The organism is Rummeliibacillus stabekisii, from assembly GCF_007988965.1.
GTDB classification, from domain to species: Bacteria; Bacillota; Bacilli; order Bacillales_A; family Planococcaceae; genus Rummeliibacillus; species Rummeliibacillus stabekisii.
In genome coordinates, this window is sequence record NZ_BJVD01000003.1 from 96,675 (window position 1) to 115,676 (window position 19,002).

Consider the following 19,002-nt stretch of genomic DNA (forward strand, 5'->3'; position numbering starts at 1 on the left):
ACCTCACACGTTCATTTTCACGATGTCTATTATATCATAAATCGTCATCATTCTTGTTTATAAATTGTGAACACCCTATGACGTATTGACATCTTGTTGTTTAGAATTATTATAATTTATATTTTAGCAAATTATACTTCGAAGTACAATTAACCTGTTTTATAACGTAATTTTCAGTTTTTTAATACCTTTGCACTGTGTAAAACCTGCTATTACTTATAATCCCCATAATTCATTAATTCAAACAAACAGAACTAAACAAAAAATTTGCTCCTGTAGATTCTACAAGAGCAAATTTCGATTACATAGACAACACTGTCATATTGCAGCGTATTATGTATCATTACATTCTTTTTTCAATTTCAGCCCAGGCTTGTTCCATACCCATTCCTTTTTCTGATGAGAATAAAATAAGCGGGTCGTTTGGATCCATGTCTAGGACTTCTTTTATAATTTTTTTATGTTTTTCATAGTTTCCCTTTTTAATCTTATCTGCTTTCGTAGCAATAACAATGGTTGGAATGTTGTAGTGTTTTAAAAAGTCGTACATCATACAATCATCATCAGTTGGTTCATGGCGGATATCGATAATTTGGACAACTGCTTTCAGAATGCTTCGTCCAGTTAAATATTGCTCGATCATTTTGCCCCATGCTTCGCGTTCTGTTTTAGAAACTTTGGCATAGCCATAGCCAGGAACATCGACAAAGAATAATTGTTCTTCAATTTTATAAAAGTTGAGTGTTTGTGTTTTACCTGGTTTAGATGATATGCGCGCCATACTTTTGCGCCCAATCATTCTGTTGATAAATGAAGATTTACCAACATTTGAACGACCTGCCAGAGCAAACTCTGGCAGACCATCCTCTGGATATTGTTTTGGCCCTACAGCACTAATGACCATTTCTACATTATTGACTTTCATGAAATCCCTCCGTCGAGCGCGATGTTTAATACTTCATCCGCGTTTGACACGAGCTTAAACGTAAGCCCTTTTCGCACACTTTCTGGTATATCATCTATATCACGTTCATTATCTTTCGGTAAAATGATGGTTGTTAAACCTGCTCTGTGGGCGCCAAGAGATTTTTCTTTTAAGCCCCCAATTGGCAATACTCTTCCTCGTAGAGTGACTTCCCCAGTCATTCCTACTTCTTTTCGAATCGGCTTTTTGGTGATAGCAGATGTAATTGCAGTCACCATTGTTACTCCAGCTGAAGGACCATCCTTAGGAACAGCTCCTTCTGGCACATGAATATGAAGGTCATGTGTATCGAAGAAATCTTGGTCTATGCCGAGTTGATCAGCTTTTGATCGCACGTAAGACAATGCAGTCTGTGCTGATTCCTTCATTACATCACCAAGTTTACCAGTAAGCTGAATTTTGCCTTTACCTGGAGTAAGCGAAACCTCAATTTGAAGCGTATCGCCGCCTACTACTGTATATGCTAACCCAGTTGCAACGCCGACTTGGTTCTCTTGTTCCGCTTGACCATGATGGAAGCGGTGTTTGCCAAGCATATCCTCTAAATTTTTCGCTGTAATCACAACTCGTTTCTTTTCTGTTGAAACGATTTGTTTCGCAGCTTTCCTACATAAAGAAGCAATTTCCCGTTCAAGACTTCGAACACCTGCTTCTCGTGTATAATACCGTATCAGGTCAAGAATGGCATCATCACGGATTTGTAGCTGTGATTTAGAGAGGCCGTTTTCTTTCATTTGCTTTGGTATTAAGTGGTTAATAGCAATTTGCTCTTTCTCAAACTCTGTATACCCTGCAATTGAGATTATTTCCATACGATCCCGAAGCGGGCCAGGTATTGAACTTAAGTCATTAGCTGTCGCAATGAACATGACATTCGATAAATCGTACGGTTCTTCTAAATAGTGGTCACTAAATGTGTTGTTTTGATTTGGGTCAAGTACTTCTAACAATGCAGCTGATGGATCCCCACGGAAATCATTAGACATTTTATCGATCTCATCTAATAAAAATACGGGATTGATTGTTTCTGCTTTTTTCATACCTTGAATTATACGTCCAGGCATAGCACCGACATAGGTTCTTCTATGACCGCGGATTTCTGATTCATCCCTTACTCCACCAAGCGAAATTCGTACAAATTTTCGATTTAACGACTCTGCAATTGATTTTGCCAAGGACGTTTTACCGACTCCCGGAGGACCTGCTAAACATAAGATCGGTCCGCGCAATGAATTTGTAAGCTGTTGAACTGAAAGATACTCAAGTATTCTTTCCTTAACATCTTCTAGACCTTCATGGTCACGATTAAGGATTTTTTCAGCGACATGAATATCCCTTCTATCTTTTGTAGCCTTACTCCAAGGAAGGGCCACAAGCCAATCTAAATAGTTGCGAATTACACCACTCTCAGCAGATGCTACAGGGATCTTATCGTAACGGCTTAATTCTTTAAGAGCTACCAATTTTATTTCTTCAGGCATTTTCGCTGCATCAATTTTTGTACGCAACTCCGCTACCTCTGCTTGTTTCCCTTCACGGTCGCCAAGTTCCTCTTGAATTGCTTTCATTTGCTCACGCAAGTAGAATTCTTTTTGAGTTTTTTCCATGGCACGCTTAACTTTTGAGTTAATCTTATGCTCTAAATTTAATACTTCTTGTTCATCATGCAAACGATTAATCAAAATACTTAAACGTTCCTTGACATCAATTGTATCGAGGATTTCTTGTTTGCCGTGCATTTTGAGCGGCAAATAAGATGCCACAGTATCAGCAAATCGACCTGGTTCTTCAATATCTGCAACTGTAGCAAACGACTCATGGGAAATCTTGCTTGATGCTTTCGTATACTTTTCAAAATAAGAAAGTAGCGTACGCATTAGTGCTTGAGTTTCCAAATCTGCTTCCTTTGAATCAATAAAGTTTTCAATATTCGCTGTCATATATTTTTTATGGTCAGTTATTGTTTCAATCTTTGCTCGATGAAGACCTTCAACCAACACACGTAAAGTTCCATTAGGAAGTTTAAGCATTTGCTTTACATATGCTACAGTACCTGTTTTATATAAATCTTCTTCTTCTGGTGTTTCGATATCCATTGCTTTTTGGGTAGCAAGGAAGATCAAATGATCATCCGCCATTGCTTTTTCCAATGCTTCAATTGAGCGTACGCGACCTACGTCAATATGTAACAATATTGTTGGATACACGAGCAACCCTCTAAGCGGTAAAAGTGGTAAGTCTTTTGTTCTAGTTACTTCTGCCATACGAGCGATCACCTCCGACTTTAAATTCTAACTATAAAAGCACGTTATAAGTATGGTTCATTCAAAGTATTTCATTCATATCGTTACAAGTTAGTCAATTCGCCTAAAACTCAAAAAACTGGCCGGTCAAGTGCTGATTGGCACTTGATCGAACCAGCTATTGGATCAGTTCTTACGCAGACGTTTTTTTGTTATTTGGGTCTAACTCTGTACCGTCTTTTAATACAAGTCTCGGTCTTGCTTTTTCTGTAATTGTTTCTTTCGTTACAATACATTTCGCTATATCATCACGTGATGGCAGTTCAAACATAACATCTAGCATGATGTTTTCAATAATGGAACGCAAACCACGTGCACCTGTTTTACGTTCGATTGCTTCTTTAGCGATTTCGTACAATGCATCTTTTTCAAACTCAAGTTCTACGTCATCTAACTCCATCATTTTTTGATATTGTTTTGTTAACGCGTTCTTTGGCTCAGTTAAAATTTGAACAAGTGCATCTTCATCTAAAAGTTCCAGGCTCGCAAGTACAGGCAAACGGCCAATAAATTCTGGGATCAAGCCAAATTTCAATAAATCCTCTGGAATTAAATGTTTCATTAGATTTTTGTCGTCTGCATCTTTTTTAAGATTAGAGCCAAAACCGATAACCTTTTCACCCATACGGCGTTTAATAATGGATTCAATTCCATCAAATGCTCCGCCTACGATGAATAAGATATTAGTTGTATCGATTTGGATAAACTCTTGGTGCGGATGTTTACGGCCGCCTTGTGGTGGTACGCTAGCTGTAGTTCCTTCTAAGATTTTCAACAATGCTTGTTGAACACCTTCACCAGATACGTCTCGAGTGATTGATGGGTTTTCCGACTTGCGGGCTACCTTATCAATCTCATCTATATAAATAATTCCTTTTTCAGCGCGTTCTACATCATAATCTGCAGCTTGGATTAATTTAAGAAGAATATTCTCTACATCTTCCCCAACATATCCTGCTTCAGTTAATGAAGTCGCATCAGCAATAGCGAAAGGTACATTAATAATACGTGCTAACGTTTGGGCAAGCAATGTTTTACCGCTACCAGTTGGTCCGATTAAAACGATATTTGATTTAGATAATTCAACATCGTCTACTTTGCTTTGAGTATTTATACGTTTGTAATGATTATATACAGCTACAGATAATGCTTTTTTCGCACGTTCTTGTCCGATGACATAATCATCCAATGTTTCAAGAATTTCTTTTGGTTTTGGAATATCTTTAAGCTCTACTTCTTCTTCAGTGCCTAGTTCCTCTACAACGATTTCAGAACATAAGTCAATACATTCATCACAAATATAGACGCCTGGCCCTGCCACAAGTTTACGAACTTGTTCTTGTGGTTTACCACAGAATGAGCATTTTAAATTGCCTTTTTCATCATTAAATTTGAACAATTATTTCACCCCTATTCAAGCAACAATGTTACAAGATTCCATTTATATTATCAAATATAATGAATTCTTGCTACAAAAATTACTTATAGTATGTATCGTTATGATTTATAAAATTTATTCCGCTTTGATGGGTTGTAAAAACCCTACTTTTGAAATGAAAAAGCGAGAAGTTTATGTGGGGGTATTTACCCCTAAAAGCCCAGTTGGAACATGACCAATCAGTGTGGGGTACCGTTCTGGTTGAAGTTACATTTCATATATGTGAAGAAACAAGGTACGGATACAGAACCCGTACCTTGTTCAAGTTTACTTAGAAACTGTATTATTCAGTTACTTTTGCGTTATCAACTAAGAATTCTACAGTTTTGCGGATTTTCACATCATGTTCTAGTACGGAAGTGCCGCCTAGGATTGATTTGATTTGATCCGCATCCATTTTGAATTGCTCAGTCATTTTTTCTAATTCTGCATTGATGTCTTCTTCTGTTGCTTCGATTTTTTCTGCTTCGCCAATCGCTTCAAGAACTAATGCTACGCGTACGCGAGATTCTGCATCTTCTTTCATTTGAGCGCGCAATGCAGCTTCATCTTGACCAGAGAATTGGTAGAAAAGATCAAGGTTTAAACCTTGCATTTGCAAGTTTTGATCATATTCTTGCATCATACGATCGATTTCAGTTTCGATCATAGCATTTGGAATATCGATTTTTGCGTTATTAGCAGCTTTTTCTACTAGTTCATCACGTAGTGCTGTATCAGCTGCTGCAGCTTTTTCAGTAGCTGTTTTTTCTTTTAATTTTGTGCGTAGTTCATCTAGTGTTTTCACTTCTGAATCTACTTCTTGTGCAAAGTCATCATCCAATTCAGGAAGTTCTTTACCTTTTACTTCTTTAACATTTACTTTGAAAGTAGCTTCTTTACCAGCTAATTCTGCTGCGTGGTACTCTTCTGGGAAAGTTACAACTACTTCTTTTTCTTCGCCAGCTTTTGCGCCAATTAATTGTTCTTCGAATCCTGGAATGAAAGATCCTGAACCGATTTCAAGTGAGTAGTTGTCGCCTTTGCCGCCTTCGAAAGCTTCGCCATCTTGGAAACCTTCAAAGTCGATTACAGCTGTATCGCCATTTTCGATAGCGCTATCTTCTTTAACAACAAGTTCTGCAAGACGAGTTTGTTGATCTTTCAATTGTTGTTCAATTTCTTCGTCTGTAACAGTTGTTTCTTGTTTTTTCACTTCTAAGCCTTTGTAATCACCTAGTTCAACTTCTGGTTTTACAATAACTGTTGCAGTAAATTTGAAGTCTTTGTTTTTGCCTAGGTCTTCCATTTCGAAATCGATTTCTGGTTGATCCACTGGAGAAATACCAGTTTCATCGATTGCTAATGGATAGTTTTCGTTCACTAAAAGTTCTAGTGCATCTTGGTATAATGATTCTACACCGAATCTTTTTTCGAACATTTGACGAGGCATTTTACCTTTACGGAAGCCTGGTACGTTAATTTGTTTCACAACTTTTTTGAATGCTTTATCTAAAGCTGCATTTACTTTTTCAGCAGGCAATTCTACTGTTAATACTCCAGTGTTGCCTTCTTGTTTTTCCCATTTTGCTGACATGTATAATACCTCCAAAATTAAATTCACATGTTGGACAATTTATTCGTTAATACGACTTTCTCAACTTTTTTAGTATATCATAGATAGCTATACTTTCAACTGATTTCATGTATCGAACAATTCAGATTGCTCTTCAAGGGTATTTAATAACTCCATCAAGTCATAATCTGTCTCTTTGACAACGCCGAACATTCCATGTACGAAGTCAATATACCCTTCTGCAATCTCTTCTGCTCCATAATTAAACCATTCAAAAGGATAGGCTGCAAAGATATGCCTGGCCAATAGATATTGGACCATCTGTAAAGTAGAAGGTTCTTGGTCGAGCGCATCGCTTACCAATTCAAACACTTTCTTTGCTACTGGTAATTCATCCGGTAACAGCAATTCCTCTGTGTTCACTACTTTTGAATGCCCCAATTTTTTTACCTCTACTATCGCAGGAATTTCTTGTGCGACAAGAAGGTAGAGAATAAAGCTTTGGATCAAAGGATGAGACCTTTCATCCTCAATAATCGCCACCAATAAATCTTTAATTGGACGTATATTCATTTCTTTAGCTGCTTGCAGCTTTTGCATCTGCTCAATTGTTGTTTTAGAAAAGAATGTATCTACTTCAAACTCATCGCTGGCATGCTCTATCTCTACATCATCTAGACTGTCTTCTATTTTTGCTTTTGCAATTGCAGCATTGAGGTTTTTAATACGGATAAACTGGTCTTGCGATTCGGGCGGAATGACATCTTCTTCAAGTAAAGACTCAATAAGGGTTTCTACTTGTTTGTATTCTTTCAACTCCATTAGCACAGTTAAATAAAGTTCCATCGTTTCTATGTATAATTGCGGCCCAATCGCGAGGAGTTTTTCACAAACGGCTTTCGCTTCTTTAAAGTTCCTTATTTCATACAAAGAGAATGCATAAACACTGAGTAATGCCTCATCTCCCTCGGTGTATTGCAATGCTTCTTTTAAGCATTCAACAGCCTGGTCATATTGGTACTTTTCAGCGAACTGTTGGCCCTCAGCTACGAGTCTCTCCACCGTTCCTGGGAACACAATAACATTTTCATGCTTCTGAAGTTTTCCTTTTTTTCTGCGCAATTGTGTTCACTCCCCTTAAAATTCATCATAGCATAAAAACATTTTGACCCAAAATAATTTCCTTCGACAATTTGGTCTATATTTCGCTCATGTAGATTTCTATAGCTATATGTTATTTTGATATAAAATAAACAAATTTGAGTTATAAAAGATAAATCCCACTCTAAATAGTAGAGAGGAAGATTTAAAAAATAAAAAAACTGTAGACCCCCATTCATATGAGTTAGTCTACAGTCTAATTTGTTTAGAAAATTACTCTTTAACACGCTTTTTATTCATTCCTAATAAGAAGAATAATGCTGTCATTATACATAAGAAGATAATACCGACAATGAGGGAGATTTGTGTATCCTTATTGAACCACATACCTACCAATACAGTAAGTAAGAATAAAATTGTTACGTAGTTAGAAACTGGTGCAAACGGCATTTTGAATGGGTGCGATGGCATTTGATCGCTATGCACTTTTCTAAATCTAATTTGAGCAATCAATAAGGCAAACCACGGCATCATCCCAGGTAGAACACTAGCACTGTATACATAAACGAATATTTTTGATTGTGATACAAAGTTGAGCACAACCCCTACTGTTAAGCCGATTAATACTGCGATTGTACTCCAGTATGGCACACCATTTTTAGAAACCTTAGCAAATATTTTTGGTGCTTGACCATTTTCTGCAAGTGTATAGATCATTCGGCCAGAACTGAAAATCCCGCTATTACAGCCTGACATAGCTGCTGTAATCACCACAAAGTTAATGAAACCAGCCGCCATTGTAATACCAACTTTTGCAAAGGTAACAACGAATGGGCTACCCACTTCTTTTAATTGATCCCATGGATAAACTGTTACAATCACAAAGATAGCACCAATATAGAAAATTAGAATTCGCCATATTATAGAGTTGATCGCTTTAGTCAGTGATTTCTTTGGATTTTCTGCTTCCCCAGCTGTAATTCCGATTAATTCCACACCTTGGTATGAACCAACCACAAGTGATAAGGCAAAGAAGAAACCTTTCCATCCACCTGTAAAGAACCCGCCATTTGACCATAGATTTGAGAACCCAACTGCATGTCCACCATTGCCAAGACCGAAGAAGATTAATCCAAATCCAGCTATTATCATTAATATGATCGTTACTATTTTAATTAGAGCAAACCAAAATTCAAATTCGCCAAATGACTTTACTGAAACTAAATTTGCCAAACCTAAAATAACAATGACAATTAAGCCAGGTATCCACGGCGGCAAGTTAGGAAACCAATACTGCATATATGAGCCGACCGCAATTACTTCTGACATCCCTACAATCACCCATTGAAACCAGTTGCTCCATGCAGTCAGATAGCCTGCAAGCGGATGTATGTATTGATGAGCGAAAGTCGCAAAGGAACCTGTAATTGGCTCTAGATATAGCATTTCACCCATAGCTCTCATAATAAAAAATACGAATATACCAGCAATCGCATAGGCAAGCATAACAGAAGGACCTGTCCAACCGATGGTGCTTGATGAACCCATAAACAGCCCCACACCAATAGTTCCACCAAGTGCAATCATTTGTATGTGCCGAGATTTAAGTCCCCTTTTCAATTCTTCATTCGCCATAATTTTACCCCCTCTGTTCATCTAGATGTCTAGTTATCTCTGCATTTCAGCATAGAAAACAAACTTTCTTAAAATAATTTTCACCCTCTAAGTGTACTCAATTTCACTTATAAATACAATTGTATTTCCCAAAAAAACAAGGACGGTCATCAAGTAACTTTGCGGAAAAGAGAATTTTTCCGTAAAACTCTTTTGTTTTTTATCTTTTCCGTTATGATCTCTTTTGAGTTTAAATTTCAAGAGATAATTTGCGAAATGATTCAGTGTACATTGAGCCTTTATTGCTTTAAGCTAAAAGTATAACGTGCAAATGAGCCTGTTGCTCATTTGAAGGAGGACTATATAATGCATCAATTAGACGCAATTAATGAAGCTAGAGACTATATTTTAAATAAAATTAACAGCACACCAACAGTCGGCTTGATTCTAGGCTCAGGCTTAGGAAATCTTGCTGATGAAATAGAAAATCCAGTTCATATCCCATACAGTGAAATTCCACATTTTGCGAAGTCAGAAGCCATTGGCCATGCTAATGAGCTAGTTGTCGGAGAGCTAAGCGGCAAAATAGTAGCAGCAATGAAAGGACGATTCCATTATTATGAGGGATTTACATTAGACGAAGTCACTTTCCCTGTACGCGTAATGAAGTCGCTTGGAATTGAAAGCATCATTGTGACAAATGCTTGTGGCGCTGTTAACACGAGCTTCACACCTGGTGATTTGATGCTAATAACAGATCATATTAATTTGACAGGTACTAACCCGTTAATCGGCCCAAACAACGATACGCTAGGCACGCGCTTCCCCGATCTATCCGAGGCGTATGATAAAGATTTACGTAAACTTGCAATCATCGTGTCTAAGAAACAAGATGTTAAAATTAAACAAGGTGTCTATGCTTGGTGGAGCGGTCCAACTTATGAAACACCTGCTGAAATCCGCATGATTCGAACTCTTGGCGCTGATGCAGTCGGCATGTCTACTGTTCCAGAAGCGATTGTTGCAAAACACGCTGGCATGAAAGTACTTGGGATCTCTTGTCTAACAAATATGGCATGTGGCATTCTTGACCAACCATTAAACCACGAGGAAGTAATTGAAGTAGCTAGCCAAGTCAACACAAAATTCGTTGGCTTGATTAAAGGTTTACTTGAAGAAATTGAATAATCACTCCCGTTAACGTGGGAATAAAAAACACACGCCAACTTCTCTAAAGATGGCGTGTGTTTTCTCTGTTAATGAGTATTTTCTTTATTTTAGAGTATCATAACCAATTTCAGAAACCTCTATTTTTCCCCAGATGGATTTCCAGTCTTTCTTGGTAACCCTGTTTGCATAAATGCTACTTCTCGTATCTTTCTCTAAATAATAAGGAGTAGGTTTTACCTTCAAATTGATTACATCCTTAACTCCCCATGGAGCCGCTAAAAGTACATTATCTTTTTCATCTAATTTAACCCCTAATGCAGTTGCCGTTTCAGGGAATTTGGATATCCCATCAATAGATGACGTATAAGGAGCCATATTATTTAAAAGATGCATTCGTGCCTGATTTTTTACTGACCAAGGGATATTGGGCATAAGGGATTTAAGTCTTCTTTCCAGATTCTTTTCTTCTAATTCTTTTATATTTGATGAATCAAAGTAAATAACATCTATATCAGGTAAAGGGGTTCTTGCATTAAAATCATGTAGGACATCCCATACTTTTGATCTCACAAAACCTGCACATATCCACCAATCAGGCAAATCTAATATTTTTGCAGTCTTTAATACATCCATCATCCAGCTATCCTTTTTAATAACTTCTATAATATCTTTTTCCTCTGCTAGTACCATTATTCCACCTGCCTAAAAATAATGTTTTATTATTAAGTGTTGAATAGCTTTCCTTCCAGTGCTACAATATATCTTTTTGCTGATAGTTGAACTCGATTTTGTGCATCGTCCAAAATAACTCGACGGAATGCATCATACAACTTATTAAATTGAATAGAATTCAAACGGTTTGCCATACGGTCAACAGTGTTTGCTGGTAACGGAATAAAATTTGGATAGCTATACATGAAAGTAACCCATTGACGATCTGCCACTACACGGACAATATCTCCGACAAATAAAACGCCTTCTTTTTTATTTTGCCATTCAAGAATGGTAGCTCCTTTAAAATGGCCACCTAAACGATGTAACACAATACCTTCATGCAGCTTTAATTGATCACCTGTCCAAAAGACTATTTGTTTACTTGGTCTCGTTATCCATTCTTTATCATCTTCATGAATATAAATGGGCGCATTAAAAGCTTCTGCCCATTCTACTTGACTAGAATAATAATGGGGATGTGATAAGGCTATTGCTTGGATTCCACCTAGTTCATTAATTTTCATAATTGTTTCCTTATCAATATAAGTAATGCAATCCCAAAGTACATTAAATTTCCCATGTTGAATCAGGTATGTATTTTGGCCAATTCCAAAAGAAGGTACTGTCTTAATGCTATGTAATCTTTCTTCTTCAGGAGTAAATTCATTTATATATCGATTAGATTGGACAAGTTGTTCTAAAGTAGTCCAAGATTGTCCATTCACACTTACATATTGTCTAGCTTCAGTACAAATCTTGCATTCGTTCGGTTCCTGTGTAGATTGATCATGCTGAACGCCACATGTATTACAAATATAATAACTCACATTAAACACCCTCCATTTTGGATACATTTTAGAAACCAAGGTAATAGACAATTATTGTATGATTTAAAGCTTCTAATGACCACCGTTCTTATGACTGAAAGATAATTGTCGTTAGTAATTTTTTGATTTATGTTTTCTTCGAACAATATCTAAAAATAATCAGGTACATTTGTCCAAGCACAATTTTTCTTTTTGTATATATTGAAATGAACATATCAATCTATACCTTGATTTTTATTGGTATAGACTTATCTTTTAATATAGCTATTTCACCTTGACAGAATAAGATTCCAACTATAAGCAAAGGCATTTGAGAAACTTCAAACAAGGAGGTAAATATCTATGGGTTGCGGCTGTGGCGGCGGAAAACGAAATAGTACTCAGAAAAACAAATCCCACTTGACTAAAAAACATCAACTAAAAGCGAAACAACACGATCATCAGAATAAACTCAAGACTGGTAGCAGAGAGAACAAAAGTGACTAATAATAATGCATGACCACTCAAAAACGTATTATTTTAACAAAATAATACGTTTTTAATTTCTTTATAGGCCACTACTTCACAGGGATTTTTAAACCGATCAAATGAGAGACCTCCTTCATTTTTAGGGAAGCGATTAAATCTTTCTAAACCTTAATATGAGAACGGGGGAAACTCATTCCAATCAAATTTGTTTTCATCTCTTTGTGTTTGGAAACTAGGTTCTTCTAAACCATCTAATACAAAACTGGCTTCAAAAAATAAATTCATATAATATGATAATGGTCTATGGAACATGAAGTGTGGGATGGCTTGCCCCTTAATCCCAATAGCTTTATATGATTCAGGGCTTAGATATTTGGATACTATTTTTAATCATTATCTTCCCTTCAATATCTTCTGTTTCATTGATCTTTCTTAGACCAGGTGTTTGAAAGCATGGATGCGTAATAGAGAAAACAAAAGTTCCATTTGTCTTTAACAACTTATGTAGAGAATTTACTAATGGGGTTATATCAGCTATGTCCATTAAGGCCATATTTGCTACTGCACTATCATACTTTTTATTACCAAGCGAAATAATTCATCATAATTAGTAGCATCAACCACCCTATAGTCTATTTGATTCAAATAGTTTTCAGACCTGTTTTTCGCACTTTCTACCATTTGCTCACTATAATCAAAAGCAACCACATGAGCTCCTAATTCGGCGAGTCTCCTTGAAAAATTTCCATTTCCACAACCAATATCTAATATAGTTTGTTTGTCTTTCACTTTTAATAATTTTTCAGTATAGGGTTAATAAGTTCTTGGTGAAATCTGTTGCTTTCATTTCCCATGTACTCATCTCAGTGTTTTGCGTTCTGTTCCCATATGGTCTTTGAGTCCTCATTAAGCTCTCTCCATTCACTCAATATGCATTCTCCTCTCAAAACAATAGTTTCCTCTATTAGATAAATTCTCGTTTTATATAAAGTAGTCCTCTATTTGGGGCAAGAAAAAAAGATACCCTACAAACAATTTTTCAATCATTTGTTGGGTATCCATTCTAATATATTTCTAAATGCCAATACCGAAAGAGAATAAGATTACGGCTAATATAACTCCTAATATCGGTAATATAACAGTTAGTGCGCCAAATGCGGGATAAGCATCTTTGTGAGTTTCTCCACAGATTGAACGAATGGTCGTTACAACATAACCACCTTGCGGAAGCGAATCAAGTGAACCCGAAGAAATGGCTACTGTTCGATGTAACGCCTCTGGATTGACTCCTAAATCTAAATAATGTGGTGCTAATAACGGTAGTGCAATAGCTTGTCCACCCGATGAAGAACCCGTTAAGCCTGCAATAACAGCTACTGCTAGAGCACCACCTACTAGTGGGCTTCCAGGTATATCTGTCATAACCTTTACGGCTGATTCGAAAGCAGGAGTTGCTTTTACGACACCACCGAAACCGACAACTGCAGCTGTATTTGCAATAGCAATAATAGCTCCCATTGCCCCTTCTCCTACTGCCCCACCAAAATTCCGGAAAAACTTTCTATTGATAAGATAACTTGCTAATATACCGCCAGTTAATGCGATAATCAAAGCTGACGTTCCTAATGATTTATGGAAAGCAAAAGAAATAATCAATACAACAAGTAGTGGGACAATACTTAAAATAGGATTTGGTAAATCTGTCCGAGTTTCTGTAAGTATATCTGTCTCTCTACTAACGAACCGTTCACCATTCGCCAAAGCCTTGTTGATCATCTTTTTAAGCCACCAATAACCGAATACCATCATAAACACAGCCACGATAAAACTGACTTCCCATCCTGCATATGGGGTGGTTCCTAAAAATTGAATTGGAATCCAATTTTGAATCTCTGGTGAACCTGCAGATGTCATAGTAAATGTTGTGGAACCAAAACCTAGAGCCGCTGGAATAAAACGCCTTGGCAAATCTGCCTGTTTAAATAGGCTAAGTGCCATAGGGTAAACGGAAAAGGCTACAACAAACAAGCTCACGCCACCGTAGGTTAAAACCGCACAAGCAACGACAATGGCCAATGCTGCTTGTTTCATACCTATTTTATTGACAATCCACTGCGAAACACTATCCGCTGCTCCACTATCTTCCATGACTTTACCAAATATAGCACCGGTTAAGAACATTAAATACCAAGATGCAATAAAGCCTGTAAAACCTGACATATAATTTGTTAAAAAGTTTGCCCCCTCATTCTCTGTAAGCTGTGGGAATAGCGGAAGCCCATTTAATAGTCCTACAATCAATGCAGTTATAGGTGCAACAATGAGTAAATTCATACCCTTCATTGTTAAAAATATTAATAGTGCCAATCCGCCAAATAATCCAATCATCCCTAACATATTTTCCCCTCAATTCCCCTTTGTGCTTTTTTGTTTTCACTCACTTTCCGTTAGGCTTAGTGTTAATCATTCTTTTTTCCGTATCTTCTCACACGTAGAAGAGCTTGCTCAGCATGTCCTGCAAAGTTCTCTAACTGACAAAGACGCGCTGCATACTCTCCAATATAAGCACTTGCCTCTTGTGTTACTCTTTGATACGTAACAGTCTTAATGAATTTCCCTACCCATAAACCACCTGTATAACGAGCAGCACCCTTAGTCGGTAAAGTATGATTTGTTCCGATTACTTTGTCACCATAAGCAACGTTTGTCTCTGGTCCTAAGAACAAGCAACCATAGTTCGTCATATTTTCAAGGAAGTAATTTGGATCTTCAGTTAATATCTCTACATGCTCAAAAGCAAGACGATCTGCTTCAATTCTAGCTTCCTCAATAGAATCTACTAGAAGAATTTGACCGTAATCTTCCCAAGATACACGCGCAACATCAGCAGTAGGCAATGTTTTCAACTGACGTTCAATTTCTTTAACAGTTTCTTCAGCTAATACTTCAGAAGTTGTAATAAGCGCTCCAGGAGAAGTAGGCCCATGCTCACCTTGTCCTAAAAGGTCCGTTGCTATCATTTCTGCATCAGCAGTATGGTCAGCAACCACTAATGTTTCAGTTGGACCCGCAAATAAGTCAATCCCTACACGACCATACAACTGTCTTTTTGCTTCAGCAACGAAAGCATTCCCCGGTCCAACAATCATGTCTACTGATTGGATCGTTTCTGTACCAATTGCCATTGCTGCCATTGCTTGAATACCTCCTAGAAGGTAGATTTCATCAGCACCTGCTAAAGACATCGCTGCAATTGTAGCATACGGAATTTCCCCGTTAATAGGTGGCGTACATGCAATTACACGTTTTACACCTGCTACTTTAGCTGTTAAAACACTCATATGGGCTGATGCAACCATTGGGTAGCGACCACCAGGTATGTAACATCCAACGCTGTTAACTGGAATATTTTTGTGACCCAAAATTACACCCGGGATATTTTCTACTTCCACATCATGTAAAGAAGCTAATTGTGCTTCTGCAAATTCACGGATATTTTTTTGAGCAAATTTAATATCCTCAATTACATCACTAGGAACTTTGGAAACGATTTCATTTATTTGTTCATCAGTTAAACGAAACGATTCAGGAGTCCACTTATCGAATTTTTCCGATAGTTCAAAAACTGCTTGATCTCCTCGTTTTTCTATATCTTGAATAGCTTCCGATACAATTTGAGATACCTTCGTGTCATTTATACTTACTTCTTCTTTTGATTTTCCTTTTTTCAGTACTTTAACCATTTTTATATCCCCTTTTGTTTAAAATTCATTTCTGCATACGTATGCAGAAAATATATAAGTAAGATTATTCTAAAAACAAATGGTTGTCAACAAGTATTTATTTTTACTAGTTTAGCTTCACACTTTAAGCAATTATAAAAGCATCCTTCTATTCTAATAAGATCCTCATACAAAACGTGGTATGAAGCCTTTCAAATAGCAAGATGCTTAAGTAAAAAATCCTTTTTACAATTTTCTAGTGTTAAGTTGTTTTTCGCAAAATAAGAGATCCGTCAATTTCGAGATTTTTAGCTTCACCTGAATATTCTTCTAGTTCATTAAGCAAGTATTTTACAGTCTCTTCTACCATTTCTGTAATTGGTTGCTCCCATGTCGTTAGATTGTATGTAGGCCAAGCTGCCATCTCAATATTATCAAAGCCAATCACTTTCGTTTCATTTGGAATAGCAATTTGATGATCCTTTAATGCATCTACTACTCCTAATGCCATAATGTCATTAGCCACAAAAAACGCATCTGGTAATTGCTTTTCTTCAATAATTTCACAGGCTATGTTATACCCGCCTTCATACGTATAATCAGAACTGTACTTCTGATAGTGTACTTTACTTCCCTGTAACATAGCACTAAATCCTCTTTCACGTTCTCTACTTGTAGATGTATTTTCATTCCCTGAAATATAAATCATTTTTGTACAACCTATACTTAAAAGATATTCAGCAATCCTTTTACTTGCCTCATAGTTGTTGCAGCATACTGAATAAAATTTATTATTATCTATTTTTCGATTAAATAGTACTAAAGGTATTTGATACTTGATGAAATCTTCTGTAACCGACAAAGAAAGAGAGGCATCGGTAATAACTACACCCGCCACGTTATAATTAAATAATATTTCAATATCTTCTTTTTGAATTTCATCATTATTGGTATAAACAAATAGTACACTGTAGCCATGTTTTTTTAGGGAAGTTGTAAATAATTTCAACACTTGCGGATAGAAAGGATTTTGAACGCCTTTCATCACTAATCCAATTATTTTGGATTGGTTTGTAATCAAACTTCGTGCAAATTCATTTGGTCTATAGCCAAGTTCTTCTGCTGCTGCTAAAACCTTTTCTTTAGTTTTTGCAGATACTGACGCACCTTCAAAATAAACTCTTGATACTGAAGATTGTGAAACACCAGCCAACTTTGCTACATCCTTGGCAGTAACTCCTTGTTTCATGATGTACATAACCTCTTTCAATCCAAATTTCATCTCATCAAATTAGCGTAAGCTGAATATATCTATTGCACTGACCCATAGATAAATTATTCTCATAAACAAACTACCTTAGAAGTTGGGTGGAAAGCAAGACCTAAATAATCTATTTACATACAGTTTTTAGGGAAGCAGTATTTTCCCTCATATGTCGGACAGGTTTTAATAGTGTTGGGTAGCTCTGGCACTATCATATCTTACTAGCTATCCTTCTCAGCAGATAAAAGCTTAAAAAACAAATCATTCTAGCAGCAGGATGGGTTATCGGTGGTAAGGGATATTGATATATTTGTATGTTTTCTAATTGATTCTTCAAAAATAAAAATGCTTAAATCTTTTATAAGAAAAGATTTGAAGCATTTTATGTTTCATAAATTTATTACGTCTCTGGAGTATTCATTAAATACTACTAGGATATTGATTCTACAATTGTTTTTGGGTTCACCGTGTATAAAATTAGCTATCAATTGACATTAACTTCGTTAAATTGTATAAATCCCTTACTTCAAGAGCAAAAAAGCTCGGCTTTTCTTTTAGCAATTGTTCCTTAGAATGACTTCCCCAATTCACTGCTACTGTTTCACAACCTGCAGCTTTTCCCATTTGTATATCAAAAATTGCATCACCAACCATTACACATTCTGTAACTTTTAACGAATATCGTTCTACAATCTTTAAGATACCATCTGGATGTGGTTTATAATGCTCTACTTGATCGGACCCAATCCAATCTGTAAAAAAACGATCCATCTCTAGCTTTTGTAAGTTTCGATGTAACACATCTGTCTTTTTACTTGATACAACAAATAATAATAAGCCTTTCTTATGGAATGTGCTCAATACCTCATTTAAATGTGGAAAGGCTGAAATAGTTTGTTCCTCTAAGGTTTTATAAGATAGGCGAAAAAGTTGTAATAGCTTTGCAAATTGCTCATCGTTTAATGTATGATTGGTCATTTCATGAAACGACTGTTCAATGGGAATACCCATATAATAATCGATTTCTTTTTTGGTCGGAATGGGCAAATCACATTCTTTAAACGCCTTCTGTGTAGCTAGCAATCCACATTCACCCGAATCCGCTAATGTACCATCAAAATCAAAAATAATTGCTTTCATATTATTCAGCTCCTACTACAGTTCATATATTTCTTTGTCATTTTAATAATTGCTTAGATTTTATAATTTCAATTATGTATTCCTTAAGTTATAATTGCCACTTAGCTACGTAACCATTCAATTACACCAAACCCAACTAGAAAAATAAGAAGTAAGCCCATACTAATAATAACTATCTTATAAAACCAATAATCCACGTATTTTTCTATACATGTTGGAAGTAAACCAATTTTGCCCTTATCCAATTCTTTGAAACCTTTATAAATCCAATCAAAGCGAAATAAACCAATCCATATAAGTAAAAAGCCAACAATTAAAAGAAAAGTACCAGCTAAAACATCAGTCACTTATACTGCCCCCACCATTTATTCATTCTTTTAATTGATTATAGCAAAATTAAGTATGTCATCAAAAAAGGCGGATAACTGCCAAGGTATTGACTACAATTGTCTTTATAACTATGGATTTAATCTCTCTCGAATAACCTCGATGTCTATTAATCTTGCACCCGTCTTACTTTCCAATTCAATCTTTTCCACTAGCGAGGATTCGGCTGTTTCTGTTTATCTGCAAAAATACCGTTTAAACCAACAGACTCATGCCATTTCGCTTTTTAGACAATAAAAAAACTTCTGTCGATTAAGACGAGAAGTCGAGTATTTACGGTTATTTGACCGTCACTTTGACCGATTACTTAATCG

14 protein-coding genes and 1 pseudogene are annotated in these 19,002 nt (G+C 36.4%); 1 reads left to right on the forward strand and 14 read right to left on the reverse strand.

Going from position 1 to position 19,002, the window contains the following annotated elements:
• Positions 1-343: 343 nt before the first annotated feature.
• From yihA to RST01_RS08135, 6 genes are all read right to left on the reverse strand, one after another.
• Positions 344-925, reverse strand: coding sequence for a ribosome biogenesis GTP-binding protein YihA/YsxC (gene yihA, locus RST01_RS08110; RefSeq protein WP_066788617.1), 582 nt, complete (start codon positions 923-925; stop codon positions 344-346).
• On the reverse strand, positions 922-3,249 hold the full coding sequence (gene lon, locus RST01_RS08115; RefSeq protein WP_147195862.1) for an endopeptidase La: 2,328 nt from the start codon (positions 3,247-3,249) through the stop codon (positions 922-924). The genes yihA and lon overlap by 4 nt, the downstream gene beginning before the upstream one ends.
• Positions 3,250-3,421: 172 nt before the next feature.
• Entirely contained in the window at positions 3,422-4,687 is a 1,266-nt protein-coding gene (gene clpX, locus RST01_RS08120) for an ATP-dependent protease ATP-binding subunit ClpX (protein ID WP_066788621.1), read from the reverse strand.
• Positions 4,688-5,009: 322 nt separating this feature from the next.
• Entirely contained in the window at positions 5,010-6,302 is a 1,293-nt protein-coding gene (tig, locus tag RST01_RS08125; RefSeq protein ID WP_066788625.1) for a trigger factor, read from the reverse strand.
• Positions 6,303-6,407: 105 nt separating this feature from the next.
• Complete coding sequence (locus tag RST01_RS08130; RefSeq protein ID WP_147195864.1) at positions 6,408-7,403, reverse strand: tetratricopeptide repeat protein; 996 nt, start codon at positions 7,401-7,403, stop codon at positions 6,408-6,410.
• A gap of 252 nt (positions 7,404-7,655) precedes the next feature.
• The gene (locus tag RST01_RS08135) at positions 7,656-9,017 is read right to left on the reverse strand and encodes an amino acid permease (RefSeq protein WP_370454662.1); all 1,362 of its coding nucleotides are present in this window, start codon (positions 9,015-9,017) and stop codon (positions 7,656-7,658) included.
• Between the two features lie 345 nt (positions 9,018-9,362).
• On the opposite strand from RST01_RS08135, the gene RST01_RS08140 reads away from it, so the two are divergent.
• Complete coding sequence (locus RST01_RS08140; RefSeq protein ID WP_147195868.1) at positions 9,363-10,184, forward strand: purine-nucleoside phosphorylase; 822 nt, start codon at positions 9,363-9,365, stop codon at positions 10,182-10,184.
• A gap of 84 nt (positions 10,185-10,268) precedes the next feature.
• Here RST01_RS08140 and RST01_RS08145 read toward each other — a convergent pair whose 3' ends face one another.
• The 8 genes and pseudogenes from RST01_RS08145 to RST01_RS08180 all read right to left on the reverse strand — a co-directional run bounded on the left by RST01_RS08145 (position 10,269) and on the right by RST01_RS08180 (position 18,648).
• Positions 10,269-10,856, reverse strand: coding sequence for a nucleotidyltransferase family protein (locus RST01_RS08145; protein WP_147195870.1), 588 nt, complete (start codon positions 10,854-10,856; stop codon positions 10,269-10,271).
• A 32-nt stretch (positions 10,857-10,888) separates the two neighbouring features.
• Positions 10,889-11,707, reverse strand: coding sequence for an MBL fold metallo-hydrolase (locus tag RST01_RS08150; RefSeq protein ID WP_147195872.1), 819 nt, complete (start codon positions 11,705-11,707; stop codon positions 10,889-10,891).
• 1,026 nt (positions 11,708-12,733) lie between these two features.
• A pseudogene (locus RST01_RS16300) lies at positions 12,734-12,970 on the reverse strand (class I SAM-dependent methyltransferase); the annotation flags it as partial.
• 279 nt (positions 12,971-13,249) lie between these two features.
• Positions 13,250-14,572 (reverse strand): GntP family permease, encoded by a 1,323-nt coding sequence (locus RST01_RS08160; RefSeq protein WP_147195876.1) that lies wholly within the window; start codon positions 14,570-14,572, stop codon positions 13,250-13,252.
• 62 nt (positions 14,573-14,634) lie between these two features.
• The gene (gene hisD, locus RST01_RS08165) at positions 14,635-15,918 is read right to left on the reverse strand and encodes a histidinol dehydrogenase (RefSeq protein ID WP_147195878.1); all 1,284 of its coding nucleotides are present in this window, start codon (positions 15,916-15,918) and stop codon (positions 14,635-14,637) included.
• A gap of 241 nt (positions 15,919-16,159) precedes the next feature.
• Positions 16,160-17,146: a LacI family DNA-binding transcriptional regulator gene (locus tag RST01_RS08170; RefSeq protein WP_244946677.1), complete on the reverse strand. Its 987-nt coding sequence runs from the start codon at positions 17,144-17,146 to the stop codon at positions 16,160-16,162.
• Positions 17,147-17,638: 492 nt separating this feature from the next.
• Positions 17,639-18,301 (reverse strand): HAD family hydrolase, encoded by a 663-nt coding sequence (locus RST01_RS08175; RefSeq protein ID WP_147195880.1) that lies wholly within the window; start codon positions 18,299-18,301, stop codon positions 17,639-17,641.
• Positions 18,302-18,402: 101 nt separating this feature from the next.
• Positions 18,403-18,648, reverse strand: coding sequence for a hypothetical protein (locus tag RST01_RS08180; RefSeq protein ID WP_147195882.1), 246 nt, complete (start codon positions 18,646-18,648; stop codon positions 18,403-18,405).
• Positions 18,649-19,002 lie beyond the last annotated feature (354 nt).

Bases quoted from the DNA above. Each gene is read 5' to 3' on its own strand.
- yihA (WP_066788617.1), bottom strand. From the start codon at position 925: ATGAAAGTCAATAATGTAGAAATGGTCATTAGTGCTGTAGGGCCAAAA.
- lon (WP_147195862.1), bottom strand. From the start codon at position 3,249: ATGGCAGAAGTAACTAGAACAAAAGACTTACCACTTTTACCGCTTAGA.
- tig (WP_066788625.1), bottom strand. From the start codon at position 6,302: ATGTCAGCAAAATGGGAAAAACAAGAAGGCAACACTGGAGTATTAACA.
- RST01_RS08135 (WP_370454662.1), bottom strand. From the start codon at position 9,017: ATGGCGAATGAAGAATTGAAAAGGGGACTTAAATCTCGGCACATACAA.
- RST01_RS08140 (WP_147195868.1), top strand. From the start codon at position 9,363: ATGCATCAATTAGACGCAATTAATGAAGCTAGAGACTATATTTTAAAT.
- RST01_RS08145 (WP_147195870.1), bottom strand. From the start codon at position 10,856: ATGGTACTAGCAGAGGAAAAAGATATTATAGAAGTTATTAAAAAGGAT.
- RST01_RS08160 (WP_147195876.1), bottom strand. From the start codon at position 14,572: ATGTTAGGGATGATTGGATTATTTGGCGGATTGGCACTATTAATATTT.
- hisD (WP_147195878.1), bottom strand. From the start codon at position 15,918: ATGGTTAAAGTACTGAAAAAAGGAAAATCAAAAGAAGAAGTAAGTATA.
- RST01_RS08170 (WP_244946677.1), bottom strand. From the start codon at position 17,146: ATGAAACAAGGAGTTACTGCCAAGGATGTAGCAAAGTTGGCTGGTGTT.
- RST01_RS08175 (WP_147195880.1), bottom strand. From the start codon at position 18,301: ATGAAAGCAATTATTTTTGATTTTGATGGTACATTAGCGGATTCGGGT.